This window comes from Lentzea sp. DG1S-22 (assembly GCF_036321065.1).
GTDB classification, from domain to species: Bacteria; Actinomycetota; Actinomycetes; order Mycobacteriales; family Pseudonocardiaceae; genus Lentzea; species Lentzea jiangxiensis.
Map to the genome: position 1 here is coordinate 4,733,835 of NZ_CP143276.1, position 19,586 is coordinate 4,753,420.

General features: G+C 69.8%; 14 protein-coding genes. 13 read left to right on the top strand and 1 reads right to left on the bottom strand.

Translation table 11 applies throughout. The annotated features are described in order from the left end of the window. Positions 1-100: 100 nt before the first annotated feature. Entirely contained in the window at positions 101-661 is a 561-nt protein-coding gene (locus V1227_RS21605) for a hypothetical protein (RefSeq protein WP_329787398.1), read from the bottom strand. A gap of 56 nt (positions 662-717) precedes the next feature. Here V1227_RS21605 and V1227_RS21610 point away from each other — a divergent pair, with 56 nt between their 5' ends. The 13 genes from V1227_RS21610 (at position 718) to V1227_RS21670 (ending at position 19,431) form a co-directional block, all read left to right on the top strand. Continuing rightward, positions 718-1,170 (top strand): YbaB/EbfC family nucleoid-associated protein, encoded by a 453-nt coding sequence (locus tag V1227_RS21610; RefSeq protein WP_329787399.1) that lies wholly within the window; start codon positions 718-720, stop codon positions 1,168-1,170. Then, positions 1,167-1,475 (top strand): hypothetical protein, encoded by a 309-nt coding sequence (locus V1227_RS21615; protein ID WP_329787400.1) that lies wholly within the window; start codon positions 1,167-1,169, stop codon positions 1,473-1,475. Before V1227_RS21610 ends, V1227_RS21615 begins: the two co-directional genes overlap by 4 nt. Next, a complete protein-coding gene (locus V1227_RS21620; RefSeq protein ID WP_329787401.1) occupies positions 1,472-2,770 on the top strand; it encodes a WXG100 family type VII secretion target in 1,299 nt (432 codons plus the stop codon). The genes V1227_RS21615 and V1227_RS21620 overlap by 4 nt, the downstream gene beginning before the upstream one ends. Further along, complete coding sequence (locus V1227_RS21625; protein ID WP_329787402.1) at positions 2,767-3,207, top strand: DUF6346 domain-containing protein; 441 nt, start codon at positions 2,767-2,769, stop codon at positions 3,205-3,207. The genes V1227_RS21620 and V1227_RS21625 overlap by 4 nt, the downstream gene beginning before the upstream one ends. Then, positions 3,204-4,094, top strand: coding sequence for a DUF6346 domain-containing protein (locus V1227_RS21630; RefSeq protein WP_329787403.1), 891 nt, complete (start codon positions 3,204-3,206; stop codon positions 4,092-4,094). Before V1227_RS21625 ends, V1227_RS21630 begins: the two co-directional genes overlap by 4 nt. Before the next feature lie 242 nt (positions 4,095-4,336). Next, entirely contained in the window at positions 4,337-5,302 is a 966-nt protein-coding gene (locus V1227_RS21635; RefSeq protein ID WP_329787404.1) for a hypothetical protein, read from the top strand. A gap of 49 nt (positions 5,303-5,351) precedes the next feature. Then, positions 5,352-6,872 (top strand): TIGR02677 family protein, encoded by a 1,521-nt coding sequence (locus V1227_RS21640; protein WP_329787405.1) that lies wholly within the window; start codon positions 5,352-5,354, stop codon positions 6,870-6,872. Then, complete coding sequence (locus tag V1227_RS21645; RefSeq protein ID WP_329787406.1) at positions 6,869-8,035, top strand: TIGR02678 family protein; 1,167 nt, start codon at positions 6,869-6,871, stop codon at positions 8,033-8,035. Before V1227_RS21640 ends, V1227_RS21645 begins: the two co-directional genes overlap by 4 nt. Next, complete coding sequence (locus tag V1227_RS21650; protein ID WP_329787407.1) at positions 8,032-11,979, top strand: TIGR02680 family protein; 3,948 nt, start codon at positions 8,032-8,034, stop codon at positions 11,977-11,979. Before V1227_RS21645 ends, V1227_RS21650 begins: the two co-directional genes overlap by 4 nt. After that, entirely contained in the window at positions 11,976-13,142 is a 1,167-nt protein-coding gene (locus V1227_RS21655; protein WP_329787408.1) for a TIGR02679 family protein, read from the top strand. The genes V1227_RS21650 and V1227_RS21655 overlap by 4 nt, the downstream gene beginning before the upstream one ends. Positions 13,143-13,197: 55 nt before the next feature. Next, positions 13,198-14,592 (top strand): TIGR02677 family protein, encoded by a 1,395-nt coding sequence (locus V1227_RS21660; RefSeq protein ID WP_329787409.1) that lies wholly within the window; start codon positions 13,198-13,200, stop codon positions 14,590-14,592. Then, the gene (locus V1227_RS21665; RefSeq protein WP_329787410.1) at positions 14,589-15,665 is read left to right on the top strand and encodes a TIGR02678 family protein; all 1,077 of its coding nucleotides are present in this window, start codon (positions 14,589-14,591) and stop codon (positions 15,663-15,665) included. Before V1227_RS21660 ends, V1227_RS21665 begins: the two co-directional genes overlap by 4 nt. Continuing rightward, positions 15,658-19,431 (top strand): TIGR02680 family protein, encoded by a 3,774-nt coding sequence (locus V1227_RS21670; protein WP_329787411.1) that lies wholly within the window; start codon positions 15,658-15,660, stop codon positions 19,429-19,431. The genes V1227_RS21665 and V1227_RS21670 overlap by 8 nt, the downstream gene beginning before the upstream one ends. Positions 19,432-19,586: the final 155 nt, after the last annotated feature.

Genomic DNA, 19,586 nt, shown 5'->3' on the forward strand with positions numbered 1-19,586 from the left:
CTGACGCCGCACCGCACGCGCGCGAACTTCTCCGACCGAGCTGACCAAACGGCCGAAAACACGACATCGCCAGATGATCATTTCAGGCCACTCTGAGAGGTCACCGCGTCGAGATCACTGCACGCAGCCCGTCGACGAGCAGACCGCCGGGAATCTCGAACTGGACCCCGCCCTGCGCGGTGACCAACAGAGTGACGGGCCGATCGAGCGCATCGACGACCACCGCCAGCTCCACCCCGTGAAAGCGGTGCCAGTGCGGCGGCCAGTCACGCGGCCGGGCCTGGTCCGAGGCGAAGACGTCCAGGACATCACCGCGCATCACCAGGTGCTCCCGCGACTCACGAGCCGGATCGGCGGGTAGCACCAGCTCAGCCGCGAGGACCGCGTCCACGAGAGCCCGCTTGTCCTCGTATCCGCGCTGCACGAGGTACATCACCGATTCGAGGTCGTTCTCGAAGGTGATCTCGCTCGGCCGATACCGGGGATTCGGCACGTACTGGTCGGTGATCTCACCCTGAGCGTCGACGAGGTACCTCCCGATCACTGCCTCCGCGGGAACGCCGACGGCCGCGTCGTGCGCGGGGTCGACCACGTGCAGCCAGTTGTTGGGAGCGCGCCTGGCACGTTCCCTCATCTCCCTCGTCACGAGCGGCTTGACCATGCACGCATTGTGCCGAACCGTGAGCGGAGAGTTCGGCTGAATGGGATCATCCGATCGTGACCGATCCACACCAGTACCTCGCCGACTTCGAGCAGCGACTCCAGCAGGCCCAGGAACAGGCGAACGCCATCCAGACGGCGTTCCGGGAGTCCCGCACGCAGGCCCAGAGCCCGGACGGCTCAGTCATCGTCACGGTGGGTTCCGGCGGCCGCATCGAGTCGCTCCAGCTCACTCCGCGCGCCGACGACCTCGGCCACACCGCGTTGGGCCGCACGATCATGGACACCATCCGCCGTGCCCAGGTCGAGGCCGCCCGCAAGATCGAGGACACGATGCGCCCGCTGCTGGGCGAGGGTGAAGGCATGGCGTTCCTGCGCGAGCAGGTCGAACGGGGCATCGCCGTGATCGACCCGGCCGGCACGGTCGAGGAGCCGAAGCCGACGCCACGCCGCCCCGCGCCGCCGCAGGGTGATGACGACGACTTCGGCGGAAACTCGGTGCTGCGATGAGCGGCGGCTTCCAAACCCAGGCCGAGACCGTCGCCACCCATGGCAAGATGCTCGTCGGCCGAGTGTCCCCGTCCCTGCAAGAGGCGGTGTCCGCATCGCAGATCAGCCTGGGACCGAACGTGATGGGCGAGCTTTGCCAGCGCTGGTCATGGATCTTCAACGAGGAGCTCGACGAGGCGAAAGCCCTGCTCGCCGCCCTGCCCAAGGCCTTCGAAGCGACCGGCGACGAGCTCTGTTCGACCGCCGAGACCTATCTGCAGGTCGAAGAGGGCAACCGCACCGCCATGCAGGGAATGGACCGATGAGCAACCCACTGGTCAAACAGAAGGAGAACGAGCAGAAGTACTACGCCGGCGCGGGCATGCTCGACTCGGCGGAGGACGTGATCAAACCGTTCGCCGAAGGCAAGACCATCGACCCGATCGCGCTCGGCATCGACGGCGCGGCCCTCGCAATGGACGTCGCCGGGTTCCTCACCGATCCTCTTGGTTCGCTGGCGTCGTCGGTAGTGGGCTGGATCATCGAGAACGTCGGGTTCGTCCGCGAAGCGTTCGACAAGCTCATGGGCGACCCGCCTGCGATCGAGGCGGCGGGCACCACGTGGGAGAACATCTCCAAGCGCCTGGCCAACGAGGCCAACCACTACGAGTCGCACGCGAAGACGCTCGCCGACTGGACCGGCTACGCCGCCGACGCGTACCGCACACGATGCAGCAGGCTCGTCGCGAAACTTCGCGGCTCCTCCGAAGCTGCCGCGTCGGCCGCAAACAAGATCAAGGTCGCGGGTGCCGTCGTCGCCGCCACCCGTGCCCTGATCCGAGACCTGCTCGCCGACTTGGCGGGCACCCTGCTGATGTGGGGCATCCCCGCAGCCGCCTCGGCAGTTCCGACCGCGGGAGCCTCGATCGCCGCCTTCATCACGCGCGCGGTGACCAAGGCCGTCGAGATCGGGACCAAGATCGCGCGATTCGTCGCCAAGTTGTTCAAAGCACTGGACAAACTCGGCTCATTGGCGAAGAGCGCGGGCGCCGCCATGCGCAAGCAGGCCGACGAACTGGCGTCGCTGAGCAGGCAGATGCCGAACAGCCGCTCCGGCAACCAGCGCGCGGCCGAACTCGCCTCCGACTCCGCCACCAAGGTGTCGAGGGCCGACTCCGTGGAGAACATCGGCGACGGCCTGTCCAACGCGAGCAAGCGCATCCAGGACGGCGTCGACAACGCGATGAACAAGGTCGACGACGTCATGCAACGCACCAGTCAGAAGGTCGACGACTGGGCCGCACGCGTCAAGGAGAACGGTCCGGCGCGCAAGGAGAAGGTCAAGGACTTCTACGACACCATGAACCAGCCGTCGTTGAGCACCAAAGAGAAGAACATGGGAGACCCTGCCACCCAGTTGGGCCGCGCGGCCGACAGAGTGGACGCACCGCTGAGCAAAGGCCTCCTCGACGGACAGAACTGGGTACGCGCCGTGTCGAGTCGCGACATCAACCACCTGGTCCCGAACTGGGGCGACCTGGTCCACCCCACCAAGGAGCTCTCGAAAGAGCTGAACAAGGCCGAAAACGGCGGCCACAAGGATCCTGGGGCAGAGCGATGACGAGGCGGATCGTCCTCGCTGTCGTGACTTGGCTGGCTGTGCTGTACGGCGCCCAAGCGGCACTGCTCACCTTCGGGGGTGAGGTGTCCTCCGGCGGTGAGCCGAAGGGCAACGCGCAGGACATCTCGTGCAAGCGAAACTGGTGGGCGTTCGGTCTGCTCTGGTCATGCGAGGCCACGATCGTGGCCAATGACGGCAAACATCACCCGTACCACAGCGACAACTCGATCCTGACGCCGTCCGACATCGGCAACCAGGTACCGATGACCACCAACTACGTGCGGGCAGGCAGGTCATCCCAGGCAACCCTGGAGTGGGGTCTGGCCGAGCGCAGGGAGCCCGACAAAGCCGCTGTCGTGCTCAGCGCGATCGGACTCATGGCCGCCGGGGTCGTCATCACGTTCCGGCTGTTCCGCAACAGAAATCCGGTGTCGTGAAAGGACATCACCAACGCTGGCTCGCCGCCGTCTGGCTCGCGCTGTGCGCGTACGGCGCGGTGTTCCTCGTGCTCTTCTGGGAAGACCACGGTCCCAAGGGCAGCCCCGTGGCACAGGCCGACGACATCCACTGCGAGCGCAACTGGCTCCTCCTCGGGACCCGCTGGAGCTGTACCGCGATCGTCACCGATCAAGGCGTGCTGTACCGCTACACCAGCGACTCCTCCCTGCTGACCCCTGCCGACACCTCCGTCCCCATGCAACGCCTCGCCCCGCATCACTTCGCTCCCGCTCGCGCATCCTTCACCCCCGCACCGTGGCCCACCATGGGTGCTGTCACCCTCGTCGCCCTCGGCCTCGTGGGCTCCGGTGTGTTGTGGCAGAACAGCCGCGCGAAACGGCCAGCCGTCAAGGCAGAGGTGCGGCGCCTTCGTGCCCAGGCCCGTTGGTACGTCGGCGCGGGCGTGCTCGCCTTCCTGGCTGCCTACTTCGCCCACGGCCTGCTGATCACCGCCCGCGCCGACATCTGGCCGAGGCGGGCCGAAGGCACCGGTGTGGCGACCTCGTGCAACCAGGATTGGCGCTATCTGGGTGCCCAATGGCGCTGCAGTGTCGACATCACCGCGGAAACCGGCCAGAAGCTCACGTGGACGATGAGCCACTCGCAGTTCACTCAGGCAGACATCGGTGTTCCGAAGCCGGTGACCGCCATCGGTACCAGGTGGGAGGCCGTCGACCAGCCCTACGAACACAGGTTCGCCAAGGCGTTGTTCGTCCTGCTGCTGGTCGGCGGCGTCGCGTTGCTGGTCAAGCCAGCTTTCGACCTGGCGAGGGTTCGAAATCTGGAGAACCCGAACCTGCCGCTGCGGTTCCTGCCCGTCAGGTGACGGGGTGATGGCCGAGCGGGGGAGGGTCGATCGTGCACCATGTGGATCCGACAACGGCGATTCGGCCACTCACCGTTATTCGATGCCCGCCACCACCAGTCGGCTCGACCGTGCCGCCGAGCTGAAGCGCATGCTCGTCACGTTCGGGCGGACCGGCCGTCTCGAGCGGGAGTTCGCTCGCACGCGCCGAATTCCGGGCCGGGACCGATCTCGATGACGTAACCCTCACGGACAGGTTCCTGTTGCAGCACAAGCTCGACGACGGCCGCACGGTGGTCGAGCACTTCGTCGGAGCTCATCCCGAACTGTCCGAGGACGACAGGGCGGTGATGCTTGGCTGGCAGGACGTCGTCGAAGGCATCTTCGAGATCGAGGAACGCGACGGGGAAGCGCTGGTCGCGGTGAACCTGTCCGACGACCTGACCTACCGGATCCGCTCCAACACGGGGGCCTCGCTGTTCGACCGGATGCCCGAGCGGTCGTTCCTGGCGGGTCGGGTCGTGCCGGTGACCGACGAGTGGGTGCTCAGCGGCGCGTGCCGGCCGATGCCCGCGTCGAGGCGGAGCGAGATCTACGAAATGGTCATGCGCTCGTTCGTGACCGACAAGGCGTCCGTCTTCCGCAACAAGGAGAAACTGGAACTCGGCTGGAAGCTGCAGCGCGAAGACCGCGAGTACTTCCTCTCGTTCTTCGGCACCGACGAGGTCGTCATGACCGGAGCGGAGTACGCGGAGCGGATGCCGGAGTACTGGGACTTTCGCATCGCCAAAGCGCAGGAGACCGCCAGGATGAGGGCAGCGAACCACGCTCCTGCCCCGGAGTACGAGCTGTCCAACGCCCTGTGCGCCGCGAAGTCCGTGGGTGTCGTCTATTACGAGGTCGAAGGCCTGCTCCTGCTCGACGGGTACGCCACGGTCAAGGCGGTCTTCGACGACCCCGCACTCATCCGCGACCGCACGCACCGCAACCGGGTGAGCCTCTACCTGAAAGACGACTCCATCCCTCCGGCGGTGTTCCGGCGCCTGGCCGACCGCGATCCCTCGAAGGCGGACCAGGTGTTCCGGCACCTGCTGAACAAACCCCGCTTCTCGTGGGAACGAGACGGGGAGCCGCTCCTGCGACGCACCAAGCGCGCCCACTTCGAGCGGCCCGCCTACCCGAGCGTCACGCCGGCGAGCGAACGGCTCACGACGTACCTGCGCGGCTGACGGACGTTCGGCTCCGAAACTGTCCGACCCTCCTGGCACACTGGGCGCCATGCCGGACTTTCAGCCGTTCGCGCACCTGACGACGCCGAACGCCGAGCTCTACCGCGCCGTGATGGGCGAGTTCGTGCGTGCCAAGCGGCGGTTCGTCGTGCACCTGCGGCCCGAGGACGTGCACGAGGCGCTGGACGCGGACCTCGCGGCGGTCACGGACGCGCTCGGCAGGCTGAAGGACTGGGGCAACCTGCGCGCGGATCCGGACACCAGCCGCGTCACGACGGTCGAGGACTTCCACCGCGCCCGGTTCCTCTACCAGCTGACACCGGCGGGCGAGGCGGCTGAGCAGGCGCTGCAGACGTTCGACGAGGCGCTCGGCAGGCGGGGCGCCCTCCAGGCCGTCGCGCTCACCGACATCGTCACGCAGCTACGCGCGCTGCTGGAGCTGGCCAGGCTGGACGAGCCGGATCCGGCCAAGGTGCACCTGTTGCTGCGTGGTCTCGTCGGCAGGTTCACCGACCTCGCGGACAACGCCCAGGCGTTCATGGGGTCGCTGCAGCGGTCGATCGACCTGCACGACGTGGACGTCGACGCGTTCCGCGCGTACAAGGACCAGCTGATCGACTACCTTGAGCGGTTCATCAAGGACCTGGTGACCACGGGTGCGGAGATCGCCGGTCTCGTCACGGAGATCGGCGAAGCCGAGCGACTGCTGGTGATGGCGGCGGCGCGGGAGGCCGAGGACGCGGCGCCCGGCGAGGAGCAGGGGCGCGACGAGGAGTTCGAACGAGGGCTCGCACTATGGCGGGAGCGCTGGCTCGGGTTGCGCCAGTGGTTCGTCAGCGAGCCGCAGCATCCGAGTCAGGCCAAGTTGCTGCGGGCGCGGGCGAGGGCCGCGATTCCGGCGTTGTTGCAGGTGGTGTCGGCGCTCAACGAACGGCGGGCGGGGCGGTCGGATCGGTCCGCGGACTTCCGCACGCTGGCGCGGTGGTTCGCTCAGGCGCCGGACGAGGCGACGATGCACCGGTTGTGGCGGGCGGCTTTCGGGTTGTCGTCGGCGCGGCACCTGACGGTCGACGCGGACACGCTCGGCGAGAGGGATGAGCAGCCGGTCGCGCCGAGTACGCCGTGGTTCGACGCGCCGCCGTTGATGATCAGCCCACAGTTGCGCAAGACGGGCAGCTACGAGCGGCGGGGCAAGCCGAACAAGATCGTCGATCGGAGCGAACAGCGCCGGATCCTGGCGGAACGGGCCGCGCGGCAGGCCGAGGAGACCGAGCTGGCGCGCACACGGCTGGTGACGCGCCGGCCGATGAGGCTGAGCGAGGTCGGCACGCTGGAGCCGGCCGAGTTCAGGCTGTTCCTCGGTCTGCTCGGGGACGCGCTCGCGGCACGCGGACCACGTCAGGGAGAGGTCTCGACGACGACGTCCGACGGCACGTTGGAGATCAGGTTGACCTCGCTCGACGAAGGCACCGCGGAGATCTCCACTCCGCACGGCACGTTCCGCGGGCCGGACCACGTCGTCGAGATCCTCGACCTGACCGCCGCGGAGTCCGAGGAGTGGTCGGCGTGACACGGTCACTGTCGGACGCGCTGAGCGCCTCGTCGGCCGACGATCGGCGCAAGGCGGCGCGGGCGTTGCTGCGGCGGCCGTTGCTGCGCGCGGGCGCGCAGCCCGACGAGTACCGGCTGGTCCGCAAGTACGAGGCGGAGCTGCGGGCGTGGTTCGACCTTAACACCGGCTGGCGGCTCGTCGTCGACAGCGAGGTGGCCCGCCTGGTGAAGGTCTCCGCGACCACGGACGACGCGACCCACCCGGCCAGGGACACGCGCTCGAAGCTGCCGTTCACCCGGCGCCGCTACGTGCTGACCTGCCTGGCGCTCGCGACGCTGGAACGCGCCGACGCGCAGATCACGCTGGGCCGGCTCGCTGCGCAGGTGGTCATGGGCGCGGCGGACCCGGAGCTGGGCGTCGACTTCACGCTGAGCGGGCGTGAGGAACGCTCGGACCTCGTCGCCGTGGTCCGGCTGCTGCTCGATCTCGGGGTGCTGAGCAAGGTCGCGGGTGAGGAGGACGCCTTCGTGCGCGACACCGGCGACGTGCTGTACGACGTGGAACGCCGGGTGCTGGCCACCATGCTGGCGACCAGGCGCGGTCCGTCCACGATGGACTCCCTGGATCTCGCCGAGCTCACGGTGGAGGTCGTGCCGGACACCGACGAGCTGCGCAACCGGGCGATCCGCCACCGGCTGACCCGGCAGCTGCTGGACGAGCCGGTCCTGTACTACGACGAGCTGGACGAGGACGAGCTCGCCTACCTGAACCGGCAGCGCGCCGCGCTCACCCGCCAGGTCGCCGAGCTCACGGGACTGGTCGCCGAGGTTCGGGCGGAAGGCATCGCGATGATCGATCCGGCCGACGACCTCACCGACGTGCGCATGCCCGAGAGCGGCACCGAGGGCCATGTCACCCTGCTGGTCGCGGAATACCTTGCCGCGCAGGGAGAGACACGTATCAGCGACCTCCACGACCGCGTGCGCGAACTGGCGCGGGAACACCGCTCGTACTGGAGGCGCAACGCCACCGAACCCGGCGCCGAGACCGAACTGGTCGAGCAGGCCCTCACCCGCCTGACAGCGCTGCGTCTCGTTCAGAGGGACGCCGACCACGTCCGTGCCCGCCCGGCGCTCGCCCGCTACGCGCTCGCCGAACCGACCATCACCACCACGAGGTGACCGACGTGCTCCCCGTTCCCGCCCGTGCTCGCTGGCAGCCGTTGCGCGCCGGTCTGGTCGACCTCTTCTACTACGACCATGAGGAGTTCCGGTTCCGCGACGGACGGCTGTTGCTGCGAGGCAACAACGGCACGGGCAAGTCCAAGGTGCTGGCGCTGATGTTGCCGTTCCTGCTGGACGGCGAGCTGTCGCCGCACCGGGTGGAACCGGACGCCGACCCGAAGAAGCGGATGGAGTGGAACCTGCTGCTCGGCGGCGCGCACCCGCATCCGGAGCGGCTGGGCTACACGTGGCTCGAGTTCGGCAGGGTCAGCGAGGACGGAACTGCGGAGTACCGCACGATCGGGTGCGGCCTGAAGGCGGTGTCCGGCCGTGGCATCGCGCGGCACTGGTTCTTCGTGACGTCGCAACGGATCGGGCAGGACCTGTCGCTGGTCGACGCCACGACCACCGCGCTCGCGCGTGACCGGCTCGCCGACGCCCTCGGCGAGCACGGCACGGTCTACGACCGGGCACGCGAGTACCGGCGGGCGGTGGACGAGGCGCTGTTCGGGCTCGGGGAACAGCGCTACGCCGCGCTCGTCGACCTGCTGATCAACCTCCGCGCACCGCAGTTGTCCAAGCGTCCCAACGAGAAGGCTTTGTCGAGCGCGCTGACCGAAGCATTGCCGCCGTTGGACCAGGCGATCATCGCGGACGTCGCCGAGGCGTTCCGCAGCCTGGAGGAGGACCGCGACGCCCTCAGGGCGATGACGGAGGCGCGGGACGCGGCGGAGTCGTTCCTGGGGCATTACCGGCGCTACGCCCGTGTGGCGTCACGTCGGCGTGCGGCACAACCGCGCAACGCGCAGTCCAACTACGAGCGCGTCAACCGCGAACTGACGGCCGCACAGGAAGCACACGAGCAGGCGCAACAAGCACTCGACGCGGCCGAGGAGCAGCTCGACCAGCTCGAACAACACGCGGCGCGGCTGCGGGCCCGCGAAGAGGCGCTGCGGGCGAGTCCCGAGATGCGCAGCGCACGGGAGCTGAAGCGCGTCGCCCAGGAAGCGCACCGGCTCAGGCGTGAGGCCGGTCGGCTGGCGGAGGAAGCGGCCAGGGCAGCGGACACAGTCGGCTATCGCACCAGACTCGCCGGCGACGCGGCCGCGGTCCTGCAGGAGGCGGCGGAGGCGCTGGAAGGTTGCCGCACGCTGGCAACCGAGGCCGCTCGTGCGGCGCTGCTGGACGAAGCGGTGCTGACCGACCGCGTCGAAGCGGAACGTGCGGCCGAACGCCAGCACCGGGCGGTCCGGCACGTCGACGGGCTGATCGCGTCCGTGGAAGAGGCGAGGACGAAGCTCGAACAGGCGCGACTGCGGGTGGACGAACTCGCCGCGGAGGCCGATGCCCTGGCCGACCGCCGCTCCGAGGCCGCCGAAGCCGTGCAGGAGCAGGGCCGGGCGCTGGTCGCCGCGGCTCACCGTCATCTGGCGGCCACCGTCGAACTGCGTGCCGAGGTGCCTTCCGAACTGGACCTGTGGGTCGAGACCCTCGACGGTCCGAACCCGGTGAGGACCGCGGTGGACGCTGCCGGGCACACCGCGAGCGCGGCACTGGCGGACGCCGAGGCGGACACGAGGACACGTGAGTCCACCGCTCGTCGTCGCGTTGCCGACCTTGACGACGAGATCACCAAGCTGGAAGCGGGGGAGAACAGCCTGCCGCCGGTCCCCCACACCCGCGGGGCGAGCCGCGACGACAGGCCGGGGACGCCGCTGTGGCAACTGATCGACTTCGCCGAGGAGCTCACGACCGAGGAGCGAGCGGGCCTCGAAGCCGCGCTGGAGGGCGCGGGGATGCTCGACGCGTGGGTGACCCCGGACGGCGAGCTGGTCTCTCCTGACACCGAGGACGTCTTCCTGCGCGCCGCCGAGGTCGAACCGGCGAATTTGACGTCGGTGTTGCGGGCGGACGAGCGGGTGTCCGCCATCCTCGCCACCATCGGTGTCGGCGGCGGGAAGAACTGGGTCGATCTCACCGGGCGGTTCCGCACCGGGGTGCTCGAAGGCGCGTGGCACAAACCCGCGGCGGAGTTCATCGGCCGGAGCGCTCGCGAGGCCGCCCGCCTCGCCAGGCTCGCCGAGTTGCGCGCCGAACTCCTCGTCGTGCAGGACGAGCTGGCCGCGCTCGCGGCCGAGCAAAGCACCCTGCGGGAACGACGCGCGACCCTCGCCAGCGAGATCGCGGCCTGCCCGGACGACGCCGGGTTGCGCAAGGCCCATGCGGCGGTGCACGCGATCGACGGCGAACAACACCGTCTCGCCGAACGCCGGCGCATCGCGGAGGAGAAGCGGGCCGACGCCCACACCGCTTTCAACGCGACGGAACATCGGCTCGTCGAAGAGGCCGCCGAGGTGGGTCTGCCCGCCACACGCGGTGAGCTGAAGGCGGTGTCGGAGGCCCTGGCCCGGTACCTCGTCGCCCTCGCGTCTCTCTGGCCCGCCCAGCGCCGCCACAGCGACGCGATCCGTGACGACGAGCGCGCACGCGGCGAACTCGCCTCCGCGTCCGAGGACCACGCCTCACGCCAGGCGCAGGCGGCAGAAGCCGCCCTGGCGAGCGAAGCGGCCACCGAGCACCACGAGACCTTGGCGGCCACCGTCGGTTCCGCCGTGGCCGAGTTGCAGCGCCGGCTCACCGAGGTGGCGGACGCGCTGAGGCAGTGCGGCGACGACCGCAAGGCCGCGGACGGCCGCCGTACGGACGCGCTCACGAACCGAGGCAAGGCCGAAGGTCAGCTCGACACGCTCAGGACGCAGCTGGACGAAGCGACCGCGAGCCGCGCCGAGGCAGCGGAGTCTCTTCGGCGCTTCGCGACGACCGGACTGCTCCGGGTGGCGCTGCCCGACCTCGCCACCCCGGACCCGGCGGCGCAGTGGGCTCCCGATCCGACCGTGCGGTTGGCGAGGTCGATCGACCGCGAACTGGCGGAGCAGGCCGACGACGACCAAGTGTGGGAACGGGTCCAGCGCAAGGTCAACGACGAACTGAAGACGTTGACCGACACGTTGTCCCGGCACGGGAACTCGGCGACGGCGAGGTTGCTGGACGACGGCATCGTGGTCGACGTCCTGTTCCAGGGTCGCACCACGAGCACACCGGATCTCACCGACGCACTGCGCGTGGAGGTGGCGGACCGCGGCCGGATCCTGGACGAGCGCGAGCGCGAGATCCTGGAGAACCACCTCGTCAACGAGGTCGCCAGCACCCTGCAGGAGCTGATCTTCGCCGCCGACGAACAGGTGGCGCGGATGAACGCCGAACTGGACGACCGCCCGACCAGTACCGGCATGCGGCTGCGACTGAGGTGGGTGCCGGTCGAGGACGGCCCGACCGGCCTGGCCACCGCCAGGGAACGCCTGCTGCGCCAGACCTCCGACGCGTGGTCCGACGAGGACCGCTCGGCCGTCGGTGAGTTCCTGCAGGCGGAGATCGCGAACGTGCGGTCCCGCAACGCCTCTGGCACCTGGCTGGAGCACCTCACCGAAGCGCTGGACTACCGCAGGTGGCACCGGTTCGTCATCCAGCGCCACCAGAACGGCCAGTGGCGCACCGCGATCGGACCGGCTTCCGGTGGCGAGCGGGTGCTGACCGCGAGCGTGCCGCTGTTCGCCGCGGCGTCCTCGCACTACGCCTCCGCGGGCAACCCGCACGCGCCCCGGCTGGTGACGCTGGACGAGGCGTTCGCGGGTGTCGACGACGACTCCCGGGCGAAGTGCATGGGTTTGCTGGCCGCGTTCGACCTGGACGTCGTGATGACCAGTGAACGCGAGTGGGGTTGCTATCCCGAGGTGCCGGGCCTCGCGATCGCCCAGCTGTCCCGGACCGACGACATCCCGGCCGTGCTGGTGACCCCGTGGGAGTGGACCGGTCAACGCCGAATCAGAGTGGCTGCCGGATGACCAGACTGCACCGTCTGCTCGGTGGCGACGACCTGGCCTGGCTCGTCACGCGTGTGCGCAAACGTCTCGAACGCGGCGAGCCGCTCGACATCGCCGTGACCCTCTCGAACGCTTCGGAGTCCCAGCGCCAGGCCGTGCGTCGCCTGCTCGGCCGAGCGCCACGCCCAGGCCGGACGTTGAGCGTGTCGTTGCCCGCGGTCGACGAGGTGCTGCGCCGATCCGGTGCCCACCCGGACGGGCTCAGGTCGGCGGTGCTCGAACTGACCGGCCCGCTTCCGGACGCCGTCGACCTGGAGGCCCTGTGGGACAAGGCCTTCGCGGAGCTGACCGACCCGCGCCTCGCCGAGTGGTCGCAGTCGTTGCGCGCCAGCGGCCTCGTCAAACGCCTCGCACCGACTCCGCAGGGCGCAGCCAGCCTGCTGGCCGTGGTGGACGTCGTCATGCGACAGCTGCCGTCGCCGGGCGAGCCGATCGGCCGGTTCGCTGCGCGCACAACGGGTGACGCCCACGCGCTGGACGACGACCGGCCACTGGCGACACTCGCGCTGCGAGCCGCCCGCATTCTCTCGGGTCTGCCGGACGGAAGCGGAGCGGAGTGGCGGCGCGAGGTCTGGGCGTCGGTCGGCCTGATGCGCGATGAACTGTCGACGACGGTCATCACCCTGGGTCTCACCGGGCACCCAGGTCTGGAGGCGTGGCTCGGCCAACCGGTGCACCTCACGCTGCGCCAGCTCGTCCGTGATCCTCCACGCCTTGGCCCGCTGGACGTCTTCGTCTGCGAGAACCCGGTTGTCGTGGCAGCCGCGGCCGACCACCTCGGGCCCTCCTGCCCGCCGCTGGTCTGCACGAGCGGCCAGCCCGGCACCGCCGTGATGCACCTGCTCCGCCTGATCGTCGTCGCGCGCGGCACGCTGCGCTACCACGGCGACTTCGACTGGGGCGGCATTCGCATCGCGAACGTGCTGCACGATCGCGTGCCCTTCACACCGTGGCGCTTCGACACCGCGGCCTATCTCGCTGCCGGTGACGTCGGCCGTCCCCTCACCGGGACGCCGGTCGAGGCTCGTTGGGATCCCGTTCTGACGACGACGATGCACCACACCGGCCGCCGCGTCGAGGAGGAGTTGGTGCTCGACGGTCTCCTGGACGACCTGTCGAGCTGATGGCCGCTCACCGTGCTGACCGAATGCCCCACGGCGACAAGCTACGGTGGCACAGGTGACGACGTTTCCCCCGGTGCCCGCGGACCTGTTCCGCTTCACCACGACCGGCCACGCCGAGCTGCACACCGCAGTGGTCCGCGTGTTCGGGGTGGCGAACGAGCGCCTGGAGACCGTCCTCACGGCCGATGACGTGCAGCAACGGCTCCGCGGCGTCGGCTGGTCCGAGCAGGTGACCGACGACGAGCTCGCCGCGTCCCTGACCGCGCTGCGTGGCTGGGGCCTGCTCGACGCGAGCCAGCAGCGGTACGGGCTCACGAAGCTCGGCGAGGCCGCGTACGCGGGCCTGAAGCACGCGCTGGAAACCCTCACGGGCAGCGGCTCGCTGCAGACCGCCGTCCTGGACGCGATCGCCGACCGGCTCGACGAGCTCGGCAAGCCGCTGGACGACCGCGGCACCTTCACGAAGCTGATGGAGCTCGAAGGCCACCTCGACGCGCTCAAGGTCAACACCACCCGCTTCAACGCGGACCTGCAGCGCCTGCTCCGCGACGAGGACGCCGACCTCGCCACGTTCCAGGACCTCAAGCGCACGACGATCACCTACCTGCGCGACTTCATCGCCGACCTCGACGACCGCAAGCAGCGGATCCGCGACGCGATCAGCGCCATCGACCCCGCCGAGCTGCACGAGCGGGCGCGCAGCGGTGCCGGCCCCCACCTGGACGCCGAACCGTGGCTGCGGCAGCGGGCGGCGAACTGGACGAGCCTCACAACGTGGTTCGACAACGCCGACGAGCTGCAGGACGTGTCGCGCAAGGCGATCGTGCAGCTGCTCAGGGTCCTGGACCGGATCAGCGAGCAGCGCAGGAAGCCCACGAACACCGCGGCCGACTTCCGGGCGCTCGCCAGGTGGTTCGGGCGCACCGGGACCGAGGCCGAGGCGCACGAGCTGTTCAACGCCGCGTTCGGGCTCTACTCCTCCCGCCACGCCCACCTCGCGCACGCCGACGGCGAGCTGATCCCCAGCGGCGAGGCGTGGGAGAACACGCCGCCGGTGCCGGTGTCGCCGCAGCTGCGCGCGACGGGCAAGCAGGAGCACATCGGCAGCACCGGCAAGGTCCGCAACGTCGACGAGGTGCGCCGCAACCGCCGCATCCAGGCGGAGAAGGAGCGCGCCGAGCTCGAGTACGCGTGGTCGCAGATCAAGACCGACGGCGCCGTCCGGATCTCCACGCTCACGAACCTGGACCACGACACGTTCCACCGCCTGATCGACCTGGTCGGACGCGCGCTGGGCAGCGATCCGGACAGCACGGGCACGCGCACGGCCGGCACCAGCGACGGGCGCATGCAGATCAACCTCCGCAACGCCCGCGGCTGGGCGACCATGACCACCCAGAAGGGCACGCTGAGCGGGCCCGACTACGTGATCGACGTGCAGAGCCGATGAGCCGCACGGGAAACCAGCTCGCACGGCTGGAGAGCGAAGAGATCGCGCGTGGCGTCCGCCTGCTGCTCGCGCGTCCGCTGGTCACCGCCAGGCAGGACCACGACGGCTTCGACCTCATCAGAAGGCGCCGCGAACCGATCGTGAAGTGGTTCGACTACTACTGCGGCTGGCGCGTGCACGTCGAGCCACGCGCCGGATACGCGCGTCTGTTCAAGACGACGCAACGGCCCGATAGCACGCGTCCGGTGTTCGATCGGCGGCGCTACATCGTGCTGTGTCTCGTATGCGCGGAACTGTTGACCACGCCCACGATCACGCTCGACGCGCTGACGGCACGCACGCAACAGGCCGCCGCCGCTGAGGGACTTCCGCCGTTCGAGCCGGCCCGGCGCGCCGACCGCAACGCGTTCGCCGACGTGCTGAACTTCCTCGAAGAGCACGGCGCGGTCGAGGTCGGTGAGCAGGTCCGCGCGGACCCGGCTCTCATCACGCGCCTGCTGTCCGCTCCCGTTCCGGCCTCCACAGTGGACAAGATCGAGGACCTCACCCGCGAGACCAGGTACGACAACGCGCATCGCAGCGTGTGGCAACGGCACTCCGTGATGCGCAGGCTGATCGACGACCCCGTGGTCTACAAGGAGGACCTGAGCGAGAGCCAGATCGCGTTCCTCATGTCGCCGTCCGGCCGCAAGGTCGTCAGGACCGGCATCGGGCTCGCAGGCTGCACGCTCGAAGAACGCGCCGAGGGTTTTCTCGTGGTCGATGCCGACGCCATCGCCACGGACACGAGGTTCCCGGACGACGACAGCCACGCGAAGGTCGCCGCGTTGTTGTTGCTCGACCGGTTGGCACAGGGCCCCGTGCCGTTCGAGGACCTGGTCGAGGAGACGCGCGAGCTGCTCACGAAGTTCCGCAACTGGGCCAAGGCCTACCAGTCGGACGGGGGCGCGGGCAGACTCGCGGCGGACGGGATCGAGCTGCTGGAAGCGTTCGGTCTCGCGCGCACGGAGAACGGCGTCGTTCGCAGGCTGCCCGCGGCAGCCCGGTACGCGGTCGAGGAGCTGCATGACTGACCGGTGGCAACCCAGCCGCGCCGGCATCATCAACGTCTGGCGCTACTACGACGAGATCTTCTCGTTCTACCAGGGCAGACTGCTGCTCAGGGGCCCCAACGGCACGGGCAAGTCGAAGGCGCTCGAGCTGCTGCTGCCGTACCTGTTCGACGCGAACCTGCGCCCGCACCGGTTGTCGACGTTCGGCAGCGCGGACCGCACCATGCACTGGAACCTCATGGGCGAGGGCAACCAAGGCAGCACCCGCGTTGGGTACGTGTGGCTGGAGTTCCAGCACGGCGAGCAGTGGTTCACGTGCGGTGCGCGCCTTCAGGCCACCACGAACACGTCGAACGTCAACGCCACGTACTTCACGACGTCGCTCAGGGTCGGCGACCTGGCTCTGGTGAACGAAGCCGGACGGCCGTTGACCAAGAACGACCTCGTCGAGGCGATCGGTGAACACGGCGTTGTGCACGCCTCACCGGCCGACTACCGGCACACGGTGCGCACGACGTTGTTCCCGGGCGTGAGCGAGCAGCGGTACGACTCGCTGATCACGGCGTTGCTGCAGCTGCGCACGCCGAAGCTGTCCGAGCGGCTCGACCCGGGCGTGCTGTCCTTGTTGCTGTCCAAGGCACTTCCGCCGCTGGACCAGTCCGACCTCACCGAGATCGCCGAGGGGTTCGAACGCCTCGACCGGCGTCGCGAGGACCTGCGCCGTCTCGACGAGGAGATCACCACCGCCGAACGGCTCGCGGAGGTCCAGCGCACCTACGCCCAGCGCGTTCTCGGGGCGGCGACCTGGGCGCTCGAGACGTCGTCCGAGCAGCTCGAGGACGCCACGCGGGCCGCGCGGATGAGCGAACGGCGCTACCAGCGCCAGGTGACGCTGACCGACGAGGCGTTCGACCAGCTCGCGGCCCTGGGACGCGAGGCGAGCGCGGTCGGCGCGCAGATCGCCGGCATCTCCGACCTGCCCGCCTACCAGGAGGGCAAGCAGCTCGACCTGGTGCGGCAGCAGCTGTCCGCCGCGACCCGGCGCGCCACCGAAGCCGCCTCGCACGCCGCGAAGCTCCGTGCGCGCGCCGTCGCCGAGGAGGAGCAGGCCGGTCAGGCCAAGTCCGACGCGGCCGCGCGAGCCGATGACCTGCGCCGATCGGCCGTGCAGGCGCGGGAGGCCGCGGAGCTGGCGGGCATGCCGTCGGTGTTCGAGGAGATCGAGTCGGGCAGCGACGCACGGGCGGGACGTCAGCTGCTCACCGCCGCCGTCGACTCCCGTTCCGCCGAGATCGGCTCCATCATGCGTGCCGTTGCCGCGCACGGGAGAGCCGCCGAGGCACGGGACGCCGCGCGCCAACGGCTGGAAGAGACCCGTGACGAGCTCGACCTCGCCACCGAGGCGGAGGTCGCGGCGCAGCAGGCGTTCGAGCAGGCGCTGGCGAAGTTCCGCGCGGACTTCGAGACGTGGGCGCAGGGCTGCTCCGAGCTGAGCGTGTCCGACCACGGCGAGATCGTCGAGGCCGCCGCGCTCGCCCGCGAGGAGTTCAGCCGCATCGAAGCACGTCTGCACGAGACGCGCACGGCGTTGAACGGCCAGCTCTCGCAGTACAACTCCATCCGCGAGAAGCTCGCCAACCAGATCGACGTGCCACCGCCCGCCCCGTACACGCGCGACGTCAAGTACCGCGCGTCTGCCGCAGGCGCTCCCCTGTGGCGACTGGTCGACTTCCGTCCCGGCACGCCACCGCACGTGTGCGCCGCGGTCGAGGCGGCGCTGGAGGCCTCGGGCCTGCTGGACGCGTGGCTCACCCCGGACAGCTCGTTCGGCGTCTCCGACCTGGACCGCTTCGCCGAACCGCTGCTCTGCGGCCCCGCGCCCGGCACCACGCTGCTGGAGGTGCTCGTCACCGACGACGAGCGCTGCCGGCAGCTCCTCGAAAGCATCGCGTTCGGCGACACGGCCTCCGGTCACACCGCCGCCATCGGCGCGGACGGCACGTGGCGCCTCGCGAACGCGCACGGCCGCTGGAGCAAGGACTTCCCCACCTACATCGGCGCGGACTCCCGCAAACGCGCCCGTGCGGGCCGCATCGCCGAGCTCACGGGCCTGATCGAGCAGCTGGCCACGGACCTGTCCGGTGTGGACGCCGCGCTGAACCAGATCGCCGTGCGCCGCGCGACCCTGGCGGGCGAGCTGGCGCGGCAGCCGTCGACCGACCCGATCGAGATCGCCGAGGAACAGCGGACCAAGGCGCAGCTGCGGTGCGCGGCCCGCAAGGACGCCGTCGCCGCGGCCGCCCAGCGCGTGTCCGACGCCGAGGCCGCCCTGGCCCGCCTCGGCTCCCCCGCCGCCCTGCCGGACGTGGAGGCGCTGGCGAAGTTCGGCACCGCCTGCCACCGCTGGCTCGACGACCGCCAGGCGGCGTTCGCGGCGGAGACGTCGTCGGTCGAGGCCGGCAGCCGTGCGTCGCTGAGCAGCACCTTGGCCGACGAGGCCGAGGAGACGGCGGCCGCCCGTCAGCAGGAAGCCGCCGACCTGACCGTCAAGCTGGAAACCGTCGAACGGTCCACGGGCTCCGAGTTCCACGCCCTCGACCAGCAGCTCATCTCGTTGCGGGCCAAGGCACTCGAACTGGCCGAACAACGCGAGCTGCTGCAAGACAAGCAAACCGGCCTGGCGCGCACCCTCGGCACGTTGGAGGAAAAGCGCAAGACAGACACCGCACGCGCCGCGGAAGCCACCATCGCCCACGAGGCCGCCGAAGCCCGCTACCGCCACCTGACAGGCAGCCACCTGCCCGCCGACGCCGGCGAGGTGCCCGAAGGCGGCGTGGACCCACGTCTGATCCGCGACGCCGAATCGCGCCTCAGCATGGCCGTGCACGAGGCACAACAACAACTCGCAGGCCGCATCGCCCTGTCCCTGGACGCCGACGACGACGTCACCGTCCTCACCGCGACCCTCGACGGCACACGCATGGGCGCACACGCCCTGCTTCGCACGCTTCAGGCCGAACGCGACCGCATGCGCACACACATCACCGACGGCGAACGCGACCTCTTCGACCAGACCCTCACCGGCGACACGAGAAGGCACATCGCCCAGCGCATCCAGGACGCCGCAGACCTGGTCCGCACCATGAACCAACGCCTGGAGCGCGTCCAGACCGCCTCCGGCATCCGCGTGCAGCTCGACTGGCAGGTGGACCCCCAGCTACCGCCGGGCACGAGAGAGGCCCGCGACCTCCTGCTCCGTTCAGACCTCAACGCCGACGAGCACGAGCAACTGCACCAGTTCTTCCGCGAGCGCGTAGAAGAAGCACGCGCCAACGACACCGCGACGGGCTGGGAACAACAACTGGCCCAGGTGCTCGACTACACGACGTGGCACCAGTTCGTCGTGAAGGTGGACCGCGGCGAAGGCTGGGTCCCGGTCACCAAGCGAGTGCACGGCGCCCTCTCCGGCGGCGAGAAGGCGATCGTCCTGCACCTCCCGCTCTTCGCGGCGGCCGCGGCCCACTACCACTCGGCCCCGCACGCACCGCGCCTGATCCTGCTGGACGAGGTCTTCGTGGGCGTCGACGCCACCAACCGCGGCCAGTTGCTGGAGCTGCTGGTCAACTTCGACCTGGACCTGGTCCTCACCTCGGACCACGAGTGGTGCGACTACCGGGAGCTGACGGGCATCGCCATCCACCAGCTCACGACCGGCACCGACGGCGATGACGCCGTGACGACCGTGCGCTTCACGTGGGACGGGCACAGCCTCACGGCCGACGACTAGCTGCCGAGCAGGGCGAGTTGTGCGCGCTGCTCGTCGGTGACGGGGAACGACGGGTTGTGCCGCGGGTAGATCTCCGCGGCCACCCGATCCATCTCCGTCACGTCAACACCCCATCGACCAGCGCCGCGTTGCCCTCTTGCCGGGACTGTCGTTCC